General features: G+C 43.8%; 20 protein-coding genes. 19 read left to right on the top strand and 1 reads right to left on the bottom strand.

The genetic code is table 11. The annotated features are described in order from the left end of the window. The 15 genes from terS to BV11031_RS17730 are packed head-to-tail and all read left to right on the top strand — an operon-like array spanning window position 1 to window position 11,515. A complete protein-coding gene (gene terS / locus BV11031_RS17800; protein ID WP_010330139.1) occupies window positions 1-891 on the top strand; it encodes a phage terminase small subunit in 891 nt (296 codons plus the stop codon). Continuing rightward, window positions 888-2,195 carry a PBSX family phage terminase large subunit gene (locus BV11031_RS17795; protein ID WP_010330138.1) on the top strand — a complete coding sequence of 436 codons (1,308 nt, stop codon included), beginning with the start codon at window positions 888-890 and terminating at the stop codon, window positions 2,193-2,195. Before terS ends, BV11031_RS17795 begins: the two co-directional genes overlap by 4 nt. A 4-nt stretch (window positions 2,196-2,199) precedes the next feature. Further along, window positions 2,200-3,732 (top strand): phage portal protein, encoded by a 1,533-nt coding sequence (locus BV11031_RS17790; RefSeq protein WP_010330137.1) that lies wholly within the window; start codon window positions 2,200-2,202, stop codon window positions 3,730-3,732. Continuing rightward, window positions 3,729-4,673, top strand: coding sequence for a phage head morphogenesis protein (locus BV11031_RS17785; protein WP_010330136.1), 945 nt, complete (start codon window positions 3,729-3,731; stop codon window positions 4,671-4,673). The genes BV11031_RS17790 and BV11031_RS17785 overlap by 4 nt, the downstream gene beginning before the upstream one ends. 16 nt (window positions 4,674-4,689) lie before the next feature. After that, window positions 4,690-5,274 (top strand): hypothetical protein, encoded by a 585-nt coding sequence (locus BV11031_RS17780; protein ID WP_010330135.1) that lies wholly within the window; start codon window positions 4,690-4,692, stop codon window positions 5,272-5,274. Between the two features lie 23 nt (window positions 5,275-5,297). Next, window positions 5,298-6,482 carry an XkdF-like putative serine protease domain-containing protein gene (locus BV11031_RS17775; protein WP_010330134.1) on the top strand — a complete coding sequence of 395 codons (1,185 nt, stop codon included), beginning with the start codon at window positions 5,298-5,300 and terminating at the stop codon, window positions 6,480-6,482. A gap of 31 nt (window positions 6,483-6,513) precedes the next feature. Further along, window positions 6,514-7,449: a phage major capsid protein gene (locus BV11031_RS17770; protein WP_010330133.1), complete on the top strand. Its 936-nt coding sequence runs from the start codon at window positions 6,514-6,516 to the stop codon at window positions 7,447-7,449. A 10-nt stretch (window positions 7,450-7,459) separates the two neighbouring features. Then, window positions 7,460-7,777, top strand: coding sequence for a YqbF domain-containing protein (locus BV11031_RS17765; protein ID WP_010330132.1), 318 nt, complete (start codon window positions 7,460-7,462; stop codon window positions 7,775-7,777). Window positions 7,778-7,782: 5 nt separating this feature from the next. After that, window positions 7,783-8,175, top strand: a complete 393-nt coding sequence (gene yqbG / locus BV11031_RS17760; protein ID WP_010330131.1) for a protein YqbG — start codon at window positions 7,783-7,785, stop codon at window positions 8,173-8,175. Beyond that, window positions 8,172-8,534: a YqbH/XkdH family protein gene (locus BV11031_RS17755; RefSeq protein WP_010330130.1), complete on the top strand. Its 363-nt coding sequence runs from the start codon at window positions 8,172-8,174 to the stop codon at window positions 8,532-8,534. Before yqbG ends, BV11031_RS17755 begins: the two co-directional genes overlap by 4 nt. Continuing rightward, the gene (locus BV11031_RS17750) at window positions 8,531-9,031 is read left to right on the top strand and encodes an HK97 gp10 family phage protein (RefSeq protein ID WP_010330129.1); all 501 of its coding nucleotides are present in this window, start codon (window positions 8,531-8,533) and stop codon (window positions 9,029-9,031) included. Before BV11031_RS17755 ends, BV11031_RS17750 begins: the two co-directional genes overlap by 4 nt. A 12-nt stretch (window positions 9,032-9,043) precedes the next feature. Further along, window positions 9,044-9,481 (top strand): phage tail terminator family protein, encoded by a 438-nt coding sequence (locus BV11031_RS17745; protein WP_010330128.1) that lies wholly within the window; start codon window positions 9,044-9,046, stop codon window positions 9,479-9,481. Next, a complete protein-coding gene (locus tag BV11031_RS17740; RefSeq protein WP_041952578.1) occupies window positions 9,478-9,669 on the top strand; it encodes a YqzN/YkzM domain-containing protein in 192 nt (63 codons plus the stop codon). Before BV11031_RS17745 ends, BV11031_RS17740 begins: the two co-directional genes overlap by 4 nt. Next, window positions 9,670-11,070 carry a phage tail sheath family protein gene (locus tag BV11031_RS17735; RefSeq protein WP_010330126.1) on the top strand — a complete coding sequence of 467 codons (1,401 nt, stop codon included), beginning with the start codon at window positions 9,670-9,672 and terminating at the stop codon, window positions 11,068-11,070. It begins immediately after the preceding gene. A gap of 1 nt (window position 11,071) precedes the next feature. Continuing rightward, window positions 11,072-11,515 carry a phage tail tube protein gene (locus BV11031_RS17730; protein ID WP_010330125.1) on the top strand — a complete coding sequence of 148 codons (444 nt, stop codon included), beginning with the start codon at window positions 11,072-11,074 and terminating at the stop codon, window positions 11,513-11,515. Between the two features lie 281 nt (window positions 11,516-11,796). Here BV11031_RS17730 and BV11031_RS22690 read toward each other — a convergent pair whose 3' ends face one another. Further along, window positions 11,797-11,901, bottom strand: coding sequence for a putative holin-like toxin (locus BV11031_RS22690; RefSeq protein ID WP_164834088.1), 105 nt, complete (start codon window positions 11,899-11,901; stop codon window positions 11,797-11,799). Window positions 11,902-12,048: 147 nt separating this feature from the next. Between BV11031_RS22690 and BV11031_RS17720 the strand changes: the two genes are divergently transcribed. From BV11031_RS17720 to BV11031_RS17710, 4 genes are read left to right on the top strand one after another with little or no spacing between them, the layout of a single operon-like run. Then, window positions 12,049-12,498: a phage tail assembly chaperone gene (locus BV11031_RS17720; RefSeq protein ID WP_010330123.1), complete on the top strand. Its 450-nt coding sequence runs from the start codon at window positions 12,049-12,051 to the stop codon at window positions 12,496-12,498. A 41-nt stretch (window positions 12,499-12,539) separates the two neighbouring features. After that, window positions 12,540-12,677 (top strand): hypothetical protein, encoded by a 138-nt coding sequence (locus BV11031_RS23050; protein ID WP_180960774.1) that lies wholly within the window; start codon window positions 12,540-12,542, stop codon window positions 12,675-12,677. Between the two features lie 2 nt (window positions 12,678-12,679). After that, window positions 12,680-18,025: a phage tail tape measure protein gene (locus BV11031_RS17715; protein WP_010330121.1), complete on the top strand. Its 5,346-nt coding sequence runs from the start codon at window positions 12,680-12,682 to the stop codon at window positions 18,023-18,025. Next, entirely contained in the window at window positions 18,018-18,677 is a 660-nt protein-coding gene (locus BV11031_RS17710; RefSeq protein WP_010330120.1) for a LysM peptidoglycan-binding domain-containing protein, read from the top strand. Before BV11031_RS17715 ends, BV11031_RS17710 begins: the two co-directional genes overlap by 8 nt. Window positions 18,678-18,680 lie beyond the last annotated feature (3 nt).

Below are 18,680 nucleotides of genomic sequence, written 5' to 3'. Positions count from 1 at the left end.
ATGCCGAGACCACGAGATCCTAAACGAGATGAAGCGTTTCGTCTGTGGGAAGAAAGCGGCGGAACCCGCTTACTAAAAGATATAGCTGAGGAGCTCAGTTGCTCCCCGTCACTTATTCGTAAGTGGAAAAACCAAGATCATTGGGAAGAAAAATTGAATGGTAACGTTACTAAACAAAATGATAAACCCAATGGTAACGTTACTAAACGCCCTGGTGCTCCAAAAGGAAGTAAGAACGCCAAAGGGAATAAGGGGGGAAAAGCGCCGCCTGGCAATCAAAACGCCAAAGGGAATAGAGGCGGCGCAGCTCCAAAAGGAAATAAAAACTCTGTGCGAACTGGTGAGTATGAATCAATCTTATTTGATTTCATGGATGATACAGAAAAAGAGCTGTTTGGCCAGATCGAAACAGACCCGCTCTATCAAATTGATCTAACAATAAGGGAGCTGAACCTTCGGGAGCGGCGGATGATGCAGAGAATAAGCAAAATAGAAAACGGCTTGAATGAAACGCAACGCCGCGTCCTTCAGCAATTGCGGAAGGTAAAAGACATCGTGCCGACCAAGGACCAGAAAACAGGTTTAGTAAAGCACCAGGCACTTATGAATGAGCGCCTTGTCGTTACCGAAATTGAAGAGGTATCTGAGCCGAGTGTAGATAAGATTCTTCGTTTGGAAGAAGCGATGACCCGCGTCACTGATAAGCGGTTAAAAGCCATCCGTCAGAAATACGAAATGATTCGATCCATGGATGAACAAGAATTGAAGCTACGTGGTATTTATCTTACAAATGAGACCAAGCAGGCAGAACTTGAAAGGCTCACAGCCCGTCCGGTCGATAATTCTGTTCACATTACTATTGAGCGTAAGCATAAGGATGAGGGCAAATGATTAACAAGGAAGTAAATCCACACTTTGAAGATTTTCTTTTTGACTGGAATCAAAAGTTTCAGTTTCTAGTCGGCGGTTATGGATCCTCGAAGAGTTATCATGTGGCACTCAAGATTGTTCTTAAATTACTGGAAGAGAAGCGGACCGTTCTTGTCGTGAGGGAAGTATACGACACGCATAGGGACTCAACCTTTTCCCTCTTTGATGAAATTATCAATGACCTTGAGATCGATCATATTGTTAGATGCGTTTCTTCACCAATGCAGATCCGCTTTCCAAACGGCGGTCGGATCATATTTAAAGGGCTGGATAAGCCGGCCAAACTGAAATCGATCAATAACGTTTCTCTCATATGGATTGAGGAATGTTCTGAGGTGAAGTATGAGGGGTTCAAGGAGCTGCTTGGACGTCTGCGTCACCCAACATTGCCGCTTCATATGATTCTTTCAACAAACCCGGTCGGAGAAGATAACTGGACATATAAACATTTCTTCAAAGATGACCGCCAAAAACGGTTTGTGCTCGACGATAAAGAGCTATACGAAAAGCGGACTGTCGTAATTAACGACACCTATTATCACCACTCAACAGCGGACGATAATTTATTTCTTCCGAAAAGCTATGTGAAGCAGCTCGATGAAATGAAAGAATACGATCCAGACCTTTACCGAATTGCGCGGAAAGGTCATTTTGGCGTGAATGGGGTTCGTGTGCTGCCGCAGTTTGAAGAGCGGTCACATGAAGAGGTTATGACAGCAATCGCTAATATTAATCGACCGCTTAAGCGGGTAGGCATGGACTTTGGTTTTGAGGAGTCGTATAACGCCGTTGTCCGGCTCGCTGTGGACCATGAAAAGAAATACCTTTATATCTATTGGGAGTATTACAAAAATGGAATGACGGACGATCAGACGGCCGAAGAACTCAGTGAATTTACTGAGACTAAGGAATTAATAAAGGCGGACTCAGCGGAGCCCAAAACGATCCGTTATTTTCAACGGCAAGGATTCAACATGGTGGGCGCCCACAAATATAAAGGATCCCGCCTTCAATATACAAAGAAGATCAAGCGGTTCAAGAAAATTATTTGTTCTGATCGATGTGAGAATACGATCTATGAACTGAAGCCGCTCACCTACGCTAAAGATAAGCTGGGCCATATCATAGAAGACGAGTTCACCATAGACCCGCATACACTTTCAGCGATATGGTACGCGCTTGATGATTACGAGGTAACCGATTTGAAAGAAGAATCAAAAGGAAGACCTAAACGGTCAAGACCACGAAGCAGAGAAAGGGGGTAAGTGAATGAGTAAATCTACAGTTAAAGCGCGAGTATTTAAAGCTGCTCCGCCTACTGAAACAACAAAACAGATTTATAAAGATGAATTTGAAGATATGTACGGAGAAAATATCATACCCCCGCCGTATAACCTTAAAGAGCTTAAACACATCGCAGAGTATTCGACGATCTTACAGCAGTGTGTCGATGCGTACAAGACCAATATAGTGGGCTTCGGCTTCGAGATGAAATACTCAAAGGATATCAATTCTGATGAAGTGGATTCTGCAGAAAAAACGGCAGCGGATAAAGAGTGGCAGCAACTTGAAGAATTCATTAAGTATATTCATTTTGATGAATCAGCTGAAACATTATTGGGTTTTAGCATAGAAGACCGGGAAAAGACCGGTAATGGATATATCGAAGTAATACGAAACGGGAGCGGGAAACCGGCTGGCATTGAACATATGGCATCTGAATATGTCCGAGTTTGCTCATTATCAGAACCTATTGAGGTTCCATACAATTATTTTGAGTCAGGTACGTTAAAGAAGATCCGGCGTCAAAAACGCTTCCGGAAATATGTGCAGATCGTCAATGGCAAAAGGGTGTTTTTCAAAGAATACGGAGATCCTCGAATCTTGAATTCCGAAACAGGAGAATATAGCGACAAAACTCCTTTTGATAAACAGGCCAATGAGGTTGTGCATTTTAAAATAGGGAGCGGAGCATACGGGAAGCCGCGGTGGATTGGCCACATTGTCAATTTATACGGCGCGCGTAAGGCTGAAGAGTTGAATTTCATGTACTTCAAACAGGGCCGGCACGTTCCCGCTGCTATAACCATTGAAAATGGAATGCTCTCTGAAGACTCATATAAGCAGCTGCAGGACTATATGAACGGTCTTGAAGGTGTGGAAAACGCTCATAAGTTTCTTTTGCTTGAAGCGGAAGGGATAGCCAAGGGGAAAAACATTGAAGGTGATGAGGAAATCACACCAGTTAAAGTTGAAATCAAGTCATTGGCTGAAATCCTTCAGCAAGATGCGTTATTCCTGGAATATGACCAAAAGAGCAGGGACAAGCTCCGCTCTGCCTTCCGGTTGCCGCCGCTCTATACTGGCGAAGCCCAGGACTATAACAAGGCGACAGCTGACACGGCCAGAAAGATCACTGAGGAACAAGTATTTCAGCCGGAAAGAAAATTAATCACAGGTAAGCTGAACGCTTTATTCTTAAATGATCTTGAAATTCATAAGGTCGAGCTGCAGTTAAAAGGACCGGATTTCCGGGATCCTATCGAGATAGCAAAGGTTCTGACTCCTTTTATTAATGCTGGCGCAGTCTCACCGAATGATCTGCGTGATCTTGCTGGACGTATTCTTGGTAAGACACTTGAAGAATGGCCAGAGGAAGAGTACAGCAGGCCGATAGGTAAAAATACCGCGGCGCCCGCTTCTGATCCGTTGGCTGCGCTCTTTAAGTCTAAAAGCGGCACTCCTAATGTCATCGGCATACTAAAAGACATGCGGGATGTTCTGGAGGATCTAAAGCGATGAACAAAACGGATAAGCTGCTGGAAAGTTTAAATCTCTTTATTCAAAAAGCCGAGGAAGATGAGAGAGAGAAGATCGTGGAGGTCGTACCTGATTTCCCCGGCCTGTCTAAGATACCCGATTTTGTCGAAGAATATGAAAAAGGCATCGCCAGATTGCTCAGACGCCAGCGTAAGAAGTTTTTAGATGGTCTGAATGGTTTTATAGGTAAAGACTCAAAAGAGACGCTGGAAACTCTTCTGGTGTTTTTTACGCAGAACTTATTTGCAGAAGATGACTTCGAGGAAGAATTTCAGGAGCTTACCGAGGGATTTCTGCAGCAGACCGTTGAGGAACTGGCCGGAGTGATCATGGATTCATTGGATCCGGATGTCCCATTTGAAGCTTTATCTACCAGGGCAGCGGATTGGATCAAAGGTTGGTCTGAAAAGTTGGCCAAGATCATGAAGCTGAATACTCATGAAGCAGTGGAAAACGTACTGACAGATGCCATTGAGAACGGTTCGTCCATACAGGACATTGAGCTGACGCTCAAAGACATGCCGCAGTTTGATAGGGACCGGGCACGTACCACGGCCATAACTGAAGTGCTTGCAGCTTCCTCTGCCGCGCAGCATGAATCTTATGCACAATCGCCGGCAGTAAAGAAAAAGAAATGGCGGCACAGCGGAGGAAAGAAGAACAACCCGCGTGAAAATCACATCGATCTTGATGGTACAGTTATTGGAGTAGATGAAGAATTCCAGATACCAGGTAGCAGTGAGACTTGCATGTTTCCGAGGGATTCTAAACTGTCAGCAGGCGAGCGGGTACATTGCCATTGTGTTTTATCCCCGGTTGTAGATAACGATATTTTAGGCTTATCGCCTGAAGAAAAAGAAGAGATTCGAAGAGAAGCCTTAGCAAACATGGAATTAAATAGTATAATCTCCATATCAAACTAGGAATGGAGAATTATCTATGGAATGGAGCAAGGTTTTTGATCTTCTAAAAACAATTTTAACTTCATGGCCGTTGGCCGCAGTAGTAATAGTATTTGCTATTCGCAAAAGTCTAAATACGGTTATAGAAAATAGGCTATTTAGCTTTAAAGTGGGGAACGTGGAAATTATTTTCGATAGACTCTTGGAAAAAGTGGATCAGAATTTAGAAGAGGCAAGTCAACTATCTGAAGAAGTAAAGGTAGATTCTAAGAGTGTGAAAGAATCTGAAAATACTCAAACAGAAAAACCTCAATATGTTAAACCACCGAGAATTATTATAAGGGAGTCATGGAAAGAAGTTGCTATCATTATTAGAAATTTAATAATTGAAAGAGAAGGTAAAGCTGAACGGACCATAACTATAAATAGCATTAATTATTTAACTAGAATTCTTCCTGACTCGTTAGCGGAAGCACTTTTCAATCTCTTGAAATTACGAGACCTCTTGTTAGATAAAAACAACCTGTTAACAAGAGATGATGCACTTCTTTTTCGTACTCGTTGTCTAAATACAGCCAAAGCATTAAGTAAATACACTCAAAAATCTAATGTTGAAAACTAATTTCTTGGAAGGAGGTGAACAACATGCCAAGAGAATTGGTAAACGCCAAAATCACACATGTTTCTTATGTAGACAAGGCTGCTAATCAAAAGCAGTTCTTTTTTATGAAATCAGAAAAACAGCCGGACTTTCAAAAGGAAGTCAAGGTCATTGCAAAAGAAGCAGACGAGCAAAAACTTGTGTACGGTATCGTATATGAGCCTGATACAGTGGACGCTCACGGGGATTTCATGACAGCTGCAGAAATCGAAAAGGCCGCTCATGGATTCCTTAAAGATGCCCGTGAAATTGATAAGCAGCATGACTTTCAGGGGGGCGTTGGCGCGGTGGTAGAGTCCTATGTCGCACCCGCTGACTTTGAAATGAATGGGGAAACCATTAAAAAAGGATCCTGGGTCCTTGTGACAAAAGCCTCCGAGGAAGTATGGGAGGAAATTAAGAAAGGCGAGATCACCGGTTATTCCATGGCTGGTGTAGCTGATATAGCAAAACAAGAAGAGCCTGTTTCTCCAGACGAGAAAGGGCTTTTTAATTTTCTCAAAAACTTCTTTGCCGGGAATATCAGCCTTTCTAAAGGCGCTGTACAGGACAAGTATGATGAAGGACGTAAACGCCGTGAGTTTTGGGCGGCACAAGATGCGTTAAACTCTGCTTTATTCAAATGGGATTACTCCGAAGGTATGGAGACGGATCCCGAAAAAATCAGAGAAGCCTTGCAAGACTTTGTGAATATCGCTCAGGAAGTGTTGATCTCTAATGACATATTGAAAGCGATCGGATCAAAGCCTGAAGAACTGCAAAAAGCCGGCCGGAAATTCTCGGCTTCAAACTTACAAGAAATTAAAAGCGCTCATACCGCTCTCGGCAATTTGCTGAGTCAGGTGGAGACGGAAGGAGAGGAAGAAGAAATGAACGCAGAAGATGTAGCAAAATCCATTGCAGAAGCATTAGATCCAATTAAGAAGCAGCTCGCAGAATTAGAAAAAGATGAGGATCCTAAAAAGAAGAAAGACGAAGAAAAAGCAGCTGAGGAAGAAGAGGCTGAAAAAGAAGCTGAGAAGTTGAAAAAAGCTATTACTGATGCTGTTCAACCGCTCGCTGATCGTATTGAAGCGATTGAAAAAAGCCGCGGAATTTCCAAGCAAGATGAAACAACTTCCGAAACTGAAACACAAGTTAATAAATCAATCTGGTCAGGGCTCCTTTAAACCTTGACTCTTTTCATAAGGAGGAAATGAAGTGACAAACCAAGAGGCAATTAGAAAAGCAGAAATGACGCTGTCTAGCTTAAAAAGCGGCGGTTTAATGAATCCTACACAGGCACGTGCATTTATTCGAATGGTTCAAGATACACCAACTATCCTGAAGGATTCTCGAGTTATTCAAATGGATCACGACACTCAGAAAATCGAAAAAATCGGGTTTGGCCAACGTATTTTAAGAGCAGCCCAAGAAGGAAAGGCTCTGGCTGATGATCAAAAGGCAGTACCGACAACAAGTACCGTCAACCTCAGCACAAAAGAAGTAATTGCAGAGATTGATATCACTTATGACACTCTCGAAAATAACATTGAAGGAGAAGGTCTCCAGGATACAATCATGCAAATTCTAGCGGAACGGGCCGCTGTTGATATTGAAGAGCTAATTGTCAATGGGGATACAACTTCATCTGATCCGTTTCTAGCTCAGATAAACGGAATCCGTAAACAAGCCGCTTCTCATATTGTTGACGCAGCGGGCGAAGAGTTGTCACGTCAAATCTTTAAACGCGGATATAAAGCTGTTCCGCCTAAATATTTGCGTATTCCGCAGGAGTTCCGCTTCTATACTTCTCCTGGTATTGAGGTTGAGTGGAAAGATCGTGTTGCTGATCGACAAACGAGCTTAGGGGACGCAGCTGTTCAAGGTGGGCTTTCTTCCGCTTTTGGTGTTCCGGTCAAGGGAATTGCGAACATGCAGCCTTATACGATTGGCGAAGGGGATACGGCTTCTGATGTTTCTGATATCATCCTTACACATCCGAAGAATATCATTCTAGGCTTCTCTCGTAATATCAGAATTGAAGTAGATAAAGATATTAGAGCGCGTAAATTTATCATCGTCCTGACAGCTAAGCTGGATAGCACATTCGAAGAGGAAGATGCTGTGGCTAAAATCGTGAAAGTGAAAGAGTAGGTGAGGAGCTATGTATAAAGCTAAACTCATTAAAGGCAAGAACTATCACGTAATGGACAAAGTCTTTAAAATCGGAGAAGAACAGCCGGTTTCAAGAAAATTGTATCTTTACTTGAAGCAAAACGAAGCCTTTGAAGTAAATGAGGTGCAAGACAAGAAAAATGGCGGAGAAGAGCCGACACATTATACAGAAGATCAATTGAAAGGTATGCACAAACCGGATCATGAAACCATTATTTCTAATCTTGGTGGCAATCCGTCTCACTTCAAAAACGCAGACGAAAGAATTGCCTTCATCCTTAATCAGCAAGAAAACAGCGGGGAGTGAGCGGCGTGTTAATCACTCCTGCTGACCTTAAGAATTACACTGTTTTTGATTCTGTAAAGGATCGGTCTGATTCCCTTCTTACTCAGGACATCATAGAAGGTATAGCTGAAATAACCTATCAAGTTGGCCATGATTTTTCAGGCCCAGAATATGATCCGCTCCCTGAAACGGTTCGGCTGGCTTTATTAAAAATGGCGCAGTATTTCGCGTTAATTAATTCTGATGAGTCAATCACCAAAGGATATACAACCGAGAAGATCGGAGACTATTCATATTCTCTTGGAAACGGCAGCTCTATTCAAAAACCAGACGTCTACACACTCATTAAAGATTATGTTGTATCATCTGAGCCAAGTTTGGAAGGTACAGAAGTAAAAATGCGGATGAGGTCCATATGAGCTATCGATCTTTATTAACTCATCGATGCGATGTTTATCACCTGCAGGAGAAAGCGGAAAACAAAAAACAATCCTTTGGGGTGCCGGTTGAAGATGTTCAGCCGGCTTTTTCATATCCTGAAGTTCCAGATATAGCGGGACTGCCGTGTTACTTCACAGAAAAGAACCAATCCATTGTGCAGCAGGAACCGAACACGGCCATATATCAATCATTTCTGGTCCATTTCCCAGCTTCTGCAGATATTCGCTTGAACGACAGGGTTATTTGGGAAGGTACAGCTTATAAATTACAAAAGCCGCGCAAGATCAAGAATCATCATTGGGAAGTGACGGCAGTCCGGGAGGTGGAATACTTATGAAAATTAGGGGTCTCGATCAGTTCATACAATCATTAGACCGGGCTTCTCGAGGGGGAATGAAGAGGAAATATGAGCAGTGGCTTGAAGCAATGGGTTTTGAGTTCTTAGATACCATCCAAGATGAGATTATCAGGACAAAGACCGTGGACACCCGCCGCTTGCTCAATTCCTTTCAGAAAGGTGACCAGGATAATATTTTTTCAATGACATCAGGCAGCTTAAAACTGGATGTCGGAACAAATCTGGAATACGCCTCATACGTGAATGACGGGCACTTTACAATTGATCCATCTAAAAATCAGGATCGCCGGTGGGTCCCCGGACGCTGGAAGGGTGAACGGTTCGAATATGATCCCGCTGCCAAAACCGGAATGCTGCTGAAATTCCAATGGGTTGATGGGTCCGGCTTTTGGGATAATGCTATGACCATCTTTGAACTAATGTTTGAGAGAAGTCTTGAGCGGAAGCTGCAGCAGTGGATCGATGAAGAATTTTAAGGCGGTGCTGCCATGAATCAAGAAGTGGGCTCAATTATGGGCTACCTATACAAACTGTATCCTGTACAAGTGTATAGTCAAGAAATACCGCAGGATTTTGTTGTCCCATCTCTTTACCTTCCACCGGCTTCCACAGTCGATGGGGTGGACACAGTATCTACGTTTCAAAAATCCTATGTTTTAAACGTGAAACTCTTTCACAAAAACGCGCAGGAGGCACATAACGAGGCGGAAAGGATTGCGGATACACTTAGGAGTAAGAGAGGATTAATTCCGCTCATACGGGAATCTGGTGAAGATACGGGTAATTTTATTCGCTTATCACGTATAGAAACCCGTATCTCAGATGATTATGCGAGCATTGTCTTAAATTGGACGAGTCGCTATTGGTATGAACGAGAACAGCATCCTTCTCTTGAAAACTTTGATTTTACAAGCGGGGTGAAATGATGGCCACTAAAAAAGAGAAAGCGGAAAACGCTTTTTATATTAAGAATTTGCGAGAGCACAGTCGAGAGCTCTTTGGGGTAAAGCCCGAGGTGTTTGACGGTGCTCTTTTTCATGTAGAAAAAAACAGCATCACTAAATCAGAAGCGAAGAAGTTGATCACTCAGTTTCTTCAGAAGGAGGTCAAATAGATGAACGGCGGAACATTTACAGTCGGTAAGGAAAAAGAGCGTGCCGGTATTTATTTTAACTTTAAAACGACCGCAGAGGATCGGGTATCAGTAGGCGAACGTGGAACAGTGGCGCTGCCGATAGCATCCAGCTGGGGAGAGGTTAAGAAATTCATTTCTATCTCTTCCATCGAGGATTTGAATAAAAAAGTGGGATTGAACATTGATGATCCTTCGTTGTTGCTTCTTCGTGAGGCAATGAAGAAGGCAAGTACAGTCTTGCTTTACCGTTTGACGGAGGGGCTGCGTGCTCAAGCAGACATTAGTGAAGGCGTAAAGGCAACCGCTCTTTATGGCGGGACTAAAGGAAATGACATCATTATCAGAATTACAGAAAACGTTATTGATTCTTCAAAAGTGGATGTCACAACCTATCTGGATCAGTCTGAAGTGGATAAACAAACAGTATCCAAAGCCGAGGAACTGAAAGCTAATAAGTTGGTCGGGTTTACGGGACAAGGGGATTTAACAGTTTCTATTCCACTAACAGGCACAGCTCCGGAGGACGTCAGCGGGGATCTTCCGGCATCTTTCGGGATCCGCTTGTCAGGTGGAACAGATAAGACACCGACAAATGCCGATTACACTGCTTTCTTAGAAGCGGCTGAAACTGAATACTTTGATACAATCGCGCTGCCTGTTGAGGATAATGAGCAATTGAAAGCGACGTTTGTCGCATTCATCAAACGTCTGAGAGACAATCAAGGCTTAAAGGTTCAAGGCGTACTCTCTAATTACAAAGGCGATCACGAAGGTATTATTAATGTCACAGGCGGGGTTCTGCTTGAAGATGGAACGGAGATCACTCCGGAAAAAGCCACTGCTTGGGTTGCCGGCGCCAGCGCGGGAGCGACGTTCAATCAGTCGCTGACGTTCGTAGAATATGCGGGAGCGGTGGACGTCCTTACTCGACTGGATAACGACCAGGTAATTCAGCGGCTGGCGAACGGGGAATTCCTGTTTACTTATGATTCTCGAGACAAATCTGTTTCTGTTGAGAAGGATATTAATTCTCTCACAAGTCTTACAGCTGAGAAGAATAAGATGTTCCAGAAAAACAAAATTGTGCGGGTGCTGGATGCAATCAATAATGACCTGACATCACAATTGAAAGCATTGATTAAGTCCCGTAAAGCGAGCGGCAGCGACGTTCCTGCTACAAATGACGGTCTTCAATTCGTGAAAACATTGATTACTCAATACTTGAGTGTTCTTCAAGATAACGGGGGCATTACCAATTTTGATTCAGAGAATGACATCACAATCGCCCTGAATAGCGATCGTGACGGTTTCCTGATTGATCTTGCTGTGCAGCCAGTTGATGCAGCTGAGAAATTCTACTTTAATGTGGAGGTGAAGTAAGGTGGCTTTTAAAGCACAGAATACGATATCTGGTAAAGAGGGACGCCTTTTCTTGGACGGTGAGGAACTGGCGTTTATCAAAACATTTGAAGCGAATGTGGAGAAAAATAAATCGGAAGTCAACGTTATGGGGCGCCGCATGACCGGTCATAAAACGACAGGCGCAAACGGTACAGGTACAGCGACATTTTATAAAGTCACATCCCGCTTTGTGCAGCTGATGCTTAATTATGTGAAAAAAGGTGAAGATCCGTATTTCACTCTGCAAGCGGTGCTTGATGATAAATCATCTGGCCGTGGGACTGAGCGGGTTACTCTCTATGATGTGAACTTTGATTCTGCAAAGATTGCAGGACTGGATGTGGATTCCGAAGCATTAGAAGAGGAAGTACCGTTTACCTTCGAGGACTTTGATCTTCCTGAACAGTTGAAATCAACATTCTAATTTTTAGATAAATAAAGTAACAGAAAAAGGTTACAGATGACACAAATAATTATATAAATGTGTTATAATCACTTCCAACGGGAATAGTATTGATAGTATCGATACTACTGATAGTAACTAGATAAGCTTCAATGTATTTCTTTTTGTTGAAATGCATAAAATAAAAAAAGACCCGGCGGCCACCGGGTCGGTACAAATGAATGAGGCCCAATGGGCAGCTCATTGAAGGATTTTCGAATAGACCAATCCCTTAGAACTTTAGCGGGCTCTCAAGGGTGGGTCTATTTTTTCTTTAGTAGCGACAACAAGGCAACGATGAACGTCAGAAGGCTCACGGTGAACATACCGAAAGCAATCATTAAGTAAATCGCTTGATAAGTTGTCATGGCAACACCCCCTTTCTGAAGGGTGTAGCCGCCCACCTTGAAAGCCGAATCATTTGTACTTAAACCATATTGTACCATAACACTCTCAAACTCCGAGAGTGTTTTTTTATTGCCTAAAGACAACCAAAACAAAAGGAGCTAATTAACATGAGCGAAAAACAAAACGAAAAAGTATATGATCTTTCATTCTTTATGCCAGGACAAACAATCGAAGCGGAAGAAGTAGAAGTGCCGATTTCTAAACGTTTTGTTGATAAAAAAGGAAATATCGTACCATTTATTTTCAAAGCGATCACGACAGAACGCATTGACGAGCTTGAGAAAGAAAACACCACTTACAAAAATGTAAAAGGACGCGGCCGTGTAAAAGATTTGGACAGCCAACGCTTCTATGCTCGTATTGCAGTAGAAACGACTGTTTACCCGAACTTTAAATCTAAAGAGCTGCGCGAAGCTTACAAAACAGAGGATCCGGTGGAAGTTGCAAAACGTGTTCTTTCGGTCGGCGGTGAATATGCAAACTGGCTGAACAAAGCAATTGAGATCAATGGTTTTGAGGATGATCCTGAAGACCTTGAAGAAGCAGCAAAAAACTAATAAAGGGCGGGGATAAAGAGACCGTGTATCTTTATTACGCTATGCACGAGCTCAAATATGCCCCGTCAGAATTACAAGAACTATATGAGGCGCCGAGAGAATTCAAGGCGCTCTTATATGGTTTGATCAGTTACAAGCTTGAGCTGTTAGAAAAGGAAGCGAAGAAGGGAGGTAATTAACTATGGCTAAACTAACAGCTACGTTTGATTTACAAGATAAGATCACCCGAAAGCTTCGAAAGATACAAGTGAATGCAGAGAGACTTCAGAGGGCCGCTAATGGCCCTCTTATTTTTGATGCTGAAGATCGAACAGAGCGGGTTATAAGAAGAATTGACCGATCAGCAAGCCGCTTGACTGGGCGGACTCGATCAATTGAAGTCGGTTTAGATGATCGGGTTTCAAATGGTTTGCATTCTATACGCCAGCAAACAGAGGATCTTACTGAGGGTAGCCATGAGGTGACGGTTTCCGTTAATGATCAAGCTACACCACGGTTTCGCTTAATTCGTGGAGGTCTCTCTGATTTGAGTCGCTCGCACGCTGAACCAACTGTTTCAGTTCGTGATCATGCGTCAAACCAATTAGATGAGATCCGGCGCCATGTGTCCGATGTAGACAGCGAACATGCTGAACCTACTGTTTCTATTAAAGACAAAGCTTCAGCGGTTCTGGATGCAATTGAGGCAAAATTAGACGGCCTGAAAAACGCTACTGTCACCCTGGCAGTTGGCGGCGGACTGTCGGCTGGTGCAATTATGGGTAGCGGGAAAAGTGCTATGTCCCAAGACGCTTATGTTTCAGCGACTTCGAAAGTCAGCAAAAAAGACGCTGCTAGAATGACAGACCAGATCTATTATGACAACAAAGCAGGAGGATCCCGGGAAGAAGTCAGCTTATCTCTGAGAACCTTGTCACAACAGACAGGGGCATCTAAAAAAGCCCTAGCTGAATTGACTGAGTCATCTAGCAAGATCGCACAGCTCATGAATGCTGATCAGGCGGAAGTGGACCGGGCCTTCAGCTCAATGTATAACAACTTGAAAATGTCCGGGAAAGACAGTGGGGATTTAATCGCGTATGTGTACCGGAACGCCGGTGACCAGGCCGACGATTTGCTGGACACGATGAATGAATACAGTTCCACTTTTAAAGACATGAAACTCACAGGCGGCCAGATCGCTAATGCCATGATTAAAGGGACAAAGGGCGGGGCGAGAAACTTCGACAACCTCGCTGACAGTATGCGTGAATTTAACATTCGCCGTACTGAAATGTCTGATAGTCAAGTGGACGCGTTCAAATCGCTATTCGGAGCCAAAGAAACAGAGAAGATGTTCAAAGGGTTTAAAGATGGTTCAATCAGTGGCCAAGAAAGCTTATTTAAGGTTGCTGATGCCTTATCAAAAGTCAAAGACAAGACTAAGCGGGCATCTATCGCCACGGAGCTAATAGGAACGCAATATGAGGACCTGAAGCAGCCGATTTTAGATATGGCTGAAGGCATTGGCACAAGTGCAAAAACAACAGGTGAACTGGAACGCAGCTTTTCTCAGCTTCGGGATAACAACCCAATGACGCCGATTAATGACGCCATGCGGGATTTTGAAAGCATATCTAAGGATATGGGAACCTCACTGCTTACCGGTTTAGGCCCAGCCTTTGACAAGATCGACTCGTTCCTAAACAGCAAGGAAGGTCAAGAAAAACTCAAAGAGATCAAAAAGGATATTACTGATCTTGGCGAGGCCATAGGTGACAAGCTGAATGTGGCCATTGAGTGGACGGTGAATCATTGGGACGATTTAAAAACAGCCTTTAAAGTTGTGATTCCTTCTTTAATTGGATTGATTGCATATTTGAAAATCCTACGGCCGCTCTTAAAAGGAATTGGAACTGTCGGAAGTGACGCAGCGGGAGTAATTCGAAAGTTGATTCCCAACCGTACTCCCGGAGGTGACCCTAATACACGAAGCGGCAGACGGAATGGAAAGGCTGCTCGTAATACAGGAAGGCGGGGTGGCCGTTCTGGAACTGCTTCGAGTCCAACTAGTCTACCACGGAGCGGCGGCTTAACATGTTGTTGCTGTAGCGGTATTGGCGGAAGTGACCGCAGTCGTAAAGGGAGAGGGAAAAATGCTTCAGGCAGGCGCGGAAATCCAACCAGTGTGAACCCTTCTAATAGATCTATTACTGTTTCATCCGAACAGCTAGAAAGAAGGCGTTCAGGAAGAACAGCAGCTGATCCTGTTAGAAGCGCAGGTTCTAGAGCTTCAGTAAACACCACCAGTTCCGAACTTCGTGCAGCAGGCCAAGCGACAGGCGGAGCCTCAAAGTTCGGGAAAGCTTTAAGTCCTCTGAAAAGTGTCGGTAAATTTGCGAAAGGTATCCCTCTGTTGGGAACTGCATTAGCGGCAACCGATTTGCTCGGGATGACCAAAGAAAATGCAGGTGAAAAAGTTGGTTCCTTTGCGGGAAATCTTGGCGGAGCTGCTGCAGGTGGTGCCGCGGGAGCAGCCGTTGGTTCTGTTGTCCCTGTTGTCGGTACTGCGGTTGGCGGAGTTGTCGGGAGTATCGCAGGCGGTATAGGGGGGTCTGATTTAGGATCCTCTATTGGCAAATGGTTTGATGATGGCGGCGCGTCAAAAGCATGGGATGGGATTGTAGACGGTGCAGGAAATGCCGTCGATTGGATCGAGGATACTTGGTCTGATTTCTCAGATTGGTTAATGGATAACGTCTGGAACCCAGTTAGTGATTGGGCCGGCGACAAGATTGATAAGATCACTGACAAATTCGAGGATGCTAAGAAATGGCTAACTGATACCTGGAATGACGTATCATCCTGGTTTGTGGATAACGTGTGGACACCTATTTATAACACAGCAGTTCCGATTATAAATTTAGTAGTTGGTGCCTTTCTATTTGCTTGGGACGGTATCCAAGCTCTCTGGAAGATTGTCTCCACTTGGTTCCTGGATAATGTCTGGAATCCATTAGTTGACGGTGTCACTGATGCTGCTGATTGGATTTGGACAAAAATAAATGACGCTTGGACTTGGATCTCAGACACATGGTCAACTGTCTCCACTTGGTTCATGGATAATGTTTGGAATCCCATTAGTGATGCAGTGGCAACTGTGGCTGGCTGGATACAAGATCATATTGATTATGCGCGAATCTGGATCCAATTAAAATGGCTTCAAGTGGCAACTTGGTTCTATGACAACGTCTGGAATCCAATCAGTACAGCAGTTAGTGACGTAGCAAATTGGATTTGGACGAAGATCAACGAAGCATGGACTTTTATTTCAGATTTATGGTCTACAGTCTCAACTTGGTTTATGGATAATGTGTGGACGCCGGTAAGTGATGCTGTCACTAATGCAGCAAACTGGATCTGGACAAAGCTTAACGAAGCATGGACATGGATATCTGACAAATGGAGTGCTGTTTCAGCTTGGTTTAGTGAAAATGTTTGGAATCCAATTGTCTCAAAAGTGGAAGATGCCAAAAAATCCATTTCAGAAAAATTTGAGTCAGCAAAAACAGCAGTGACAGACGCGTGGAAAGGTGTTAAAACTTGGTTCACTAAAAATGTGGGTGATCCTTTAGGTGAAATTGCTGACGGAATTAAGGAGAAGTTTGAAGATACCTTCTGGTGGGTCATTAAGCTAAAAGGATTAGCTGACGCTGGAGGGGAGATCATAGGCAATATCATAGGGAGAGGTGAAGATGCAACAGGTCTTCATCAAAAAAGATCTGTTAAATCCTCATCCGGTAAAAATTCTAGCGGTGGCGGAGGAATTGGTCTTGCTCAGTCTCAGCCATCAGCGCCAACAAGTATTTTTCCTAAACAAAAAAGCGTTCTTGAAGCTGAAAGGAATGCGACGGGCGGCTATATTACGAAACCAACCATTTCGTGGATTGGTGAAGCAGGTAAAGAGTTTGTGATCCCTGTTGATAACAACAAGGGACGCGGTAAAATGCTTCTTTCTCAAGCCGCTTCTAAATTAGGAATGAGCGTTGTTGATGACATGGCTTCTGCTTCATCAGCAGGTGGTGAAACTGCTGTTTCTCCATTAGCCGGCGGATCAACAGTTTCCGCTACAGTATCTCCTACCGTTGACACATCGAGCCTTAATGAACAGGCTGCTTCTTTCGGTCAACAGTTCACGCAGGGCTTTGATCAAGGTATTGGAGATAACGTCGTTTCAATGGATGCTTGGAAACAGAAAAACGTTGGCCAACCTATGAAAAATTTGATCTCCTACTCTCCGAATTACGGAAAACAAGTGGTCAATGGTTATGCTAACGGCCAGAACAGTACGGCAACCGGAACAGATGGCTTCTTGCAGACGAAAGTCAAAACACCATTCCAGAACACTGTGAATAAATCCTCTTCATGGGGAACTGGTACGATCAAAGGGTTTGCGTCCGGTCAAAATAGTTCACAAACTGGCACTGATCAGTATGTAAATACTCATGTGAATAAGCCGTTTTTGAAGTCTAAAGAATCATCAAACGGATGGGGAACCGGAATGATCGGGAATTTTGTTTCAGGTATGAATTCAAAGGGCAGTGAGGTCCATGAGGCAGCCAAGGAACTAGCAAAAAAAGTCGAGAAAGCTTTCCGTGAAGAGTTAGATATCCATTCACCTTCTCGAGTTATGATGAGTCTCGGTCGTTTTGCTTCTATCGGTGTTGTAAAAGGGTTGGATTCTGTTGATGTGAAAAAATATGCTGAAAAACAAGCTGGATCACTGGCTGCTGCTTACTCAGGAATGGGTGCGGTGAGCGGGAATGTGAAACAGTGGATTATGGCCGCTCTTATGGCCACAAAAACACCGTTGAGCTGGCTACCGGGACTCTTGACGATTGCTCAGCATGAATCAGGAGGTAATCCGAACGCTATTAACCTGTGGGATAGTAACGCGAAGGCAGGACATCCATCCCAAGGGCTCATGCAGACGATACCGAGTACCTTTAATGCGCATAAAGCGCCGGGTATGGGTAACATAAGAAACCCGATTCATAACGCTGCTGCCGCGATCGGCTACATTAAAAGCAGATACGGCTCAATTGACAATGTGCCTGGCATTAAAAGCTTGAGACATGGCGGTCCGTATGTTGGTTATGCTAACGGCGGCCTGATCACAAAAGAACAAATTGCTCGTGTCGGGGAAGGAAATAAACGTGAATGGATCATTCCGGAAGAACGGGGGATCCGCGGGCGCTATTTGTTAGCTCAAGCAGCTAAGGCGCTCGGCATGGAAGTCACAGACCCGGCTCAAACCGGTCAAACTGAACTACCATCAGGCCAAGTCACAGCTGCTACCGCAGGAAGCAATCAAACAACTGTGACAGCTGCAGGCGGTAAAGAGGTTGTCATTCAGTTTAATGGTGATCAGCATTTCTATAATGATCAAGACGTGAACAGCTTTGTGTCTAAAATTAAGCAGGCCCTTGTCGATGAACTTGAACAAGATATCAACATTGGGACGAAGGGAGTCGTTGCGTTTGACTAGATCCGTTTATGAATTTTGGATTTCGCAAGGGAAGGACAAGCTGCGGCTTCCTGTCCTTCCTGAACAAATTGATATATCCAACACAATTCAAAATGAATCAGTAAAAGTGGCCAGTTTTGGGGAGATCACTTTTATAGATAAACCGGGAGCGAAAGAGATTTCGTTCTCTTCTTTTTTTCCAAAGAAACACAGCCCGCTTGCTGAGTATAAAGGATTTCCTTCTCCTGAAAATGCTATTGCAAAGATCGAGAAATGGGTGAAATTTAAAAAGCCGGTTCAATTCTTAATTACTGGAACGAAAATTAATTTAACTTGCAGTATCGAGGTTTTTTCTTATAGCGAGGGCCAAAAAGATATAGGTGATCGTGATTATGAAATAAAGCTGAAGGAATACAAAACTGCTTCGCCGCGGAAGATCAAGCAGAAGAAAAAGACGAAGAAGAAACGGCCATCTAAATCAGCTCCTAAAACATACACCGTTAAGAAAGGCGATACACTGTGGGACCTTGCCGGCAAGTTTTATGGAGACAGTACAAAATGGCGCAAGATCTGGAACGTCAATAAAAAGGCTATGATTAAGCGTAGCAGACGGAATATTAGACAGCCAGGACACTGGATCTTTCCTGGTCAAAAATTAAAGATACCGCAGTAAGCA

Origin of the sequence: Bacillus vallismortis (assembly GCF_004116955.1) — a bacterium.
Classification (GTDB): Bacteria; Bacillota; Bacilli; order Bacillales; family Bacillaceae; genus Bacillus; species Bacillus vallismortis.
Note: the sequence above shows the minus strand (reverse complement) of the source record. Positions and strands in the feature narration are given on the sequence as shown.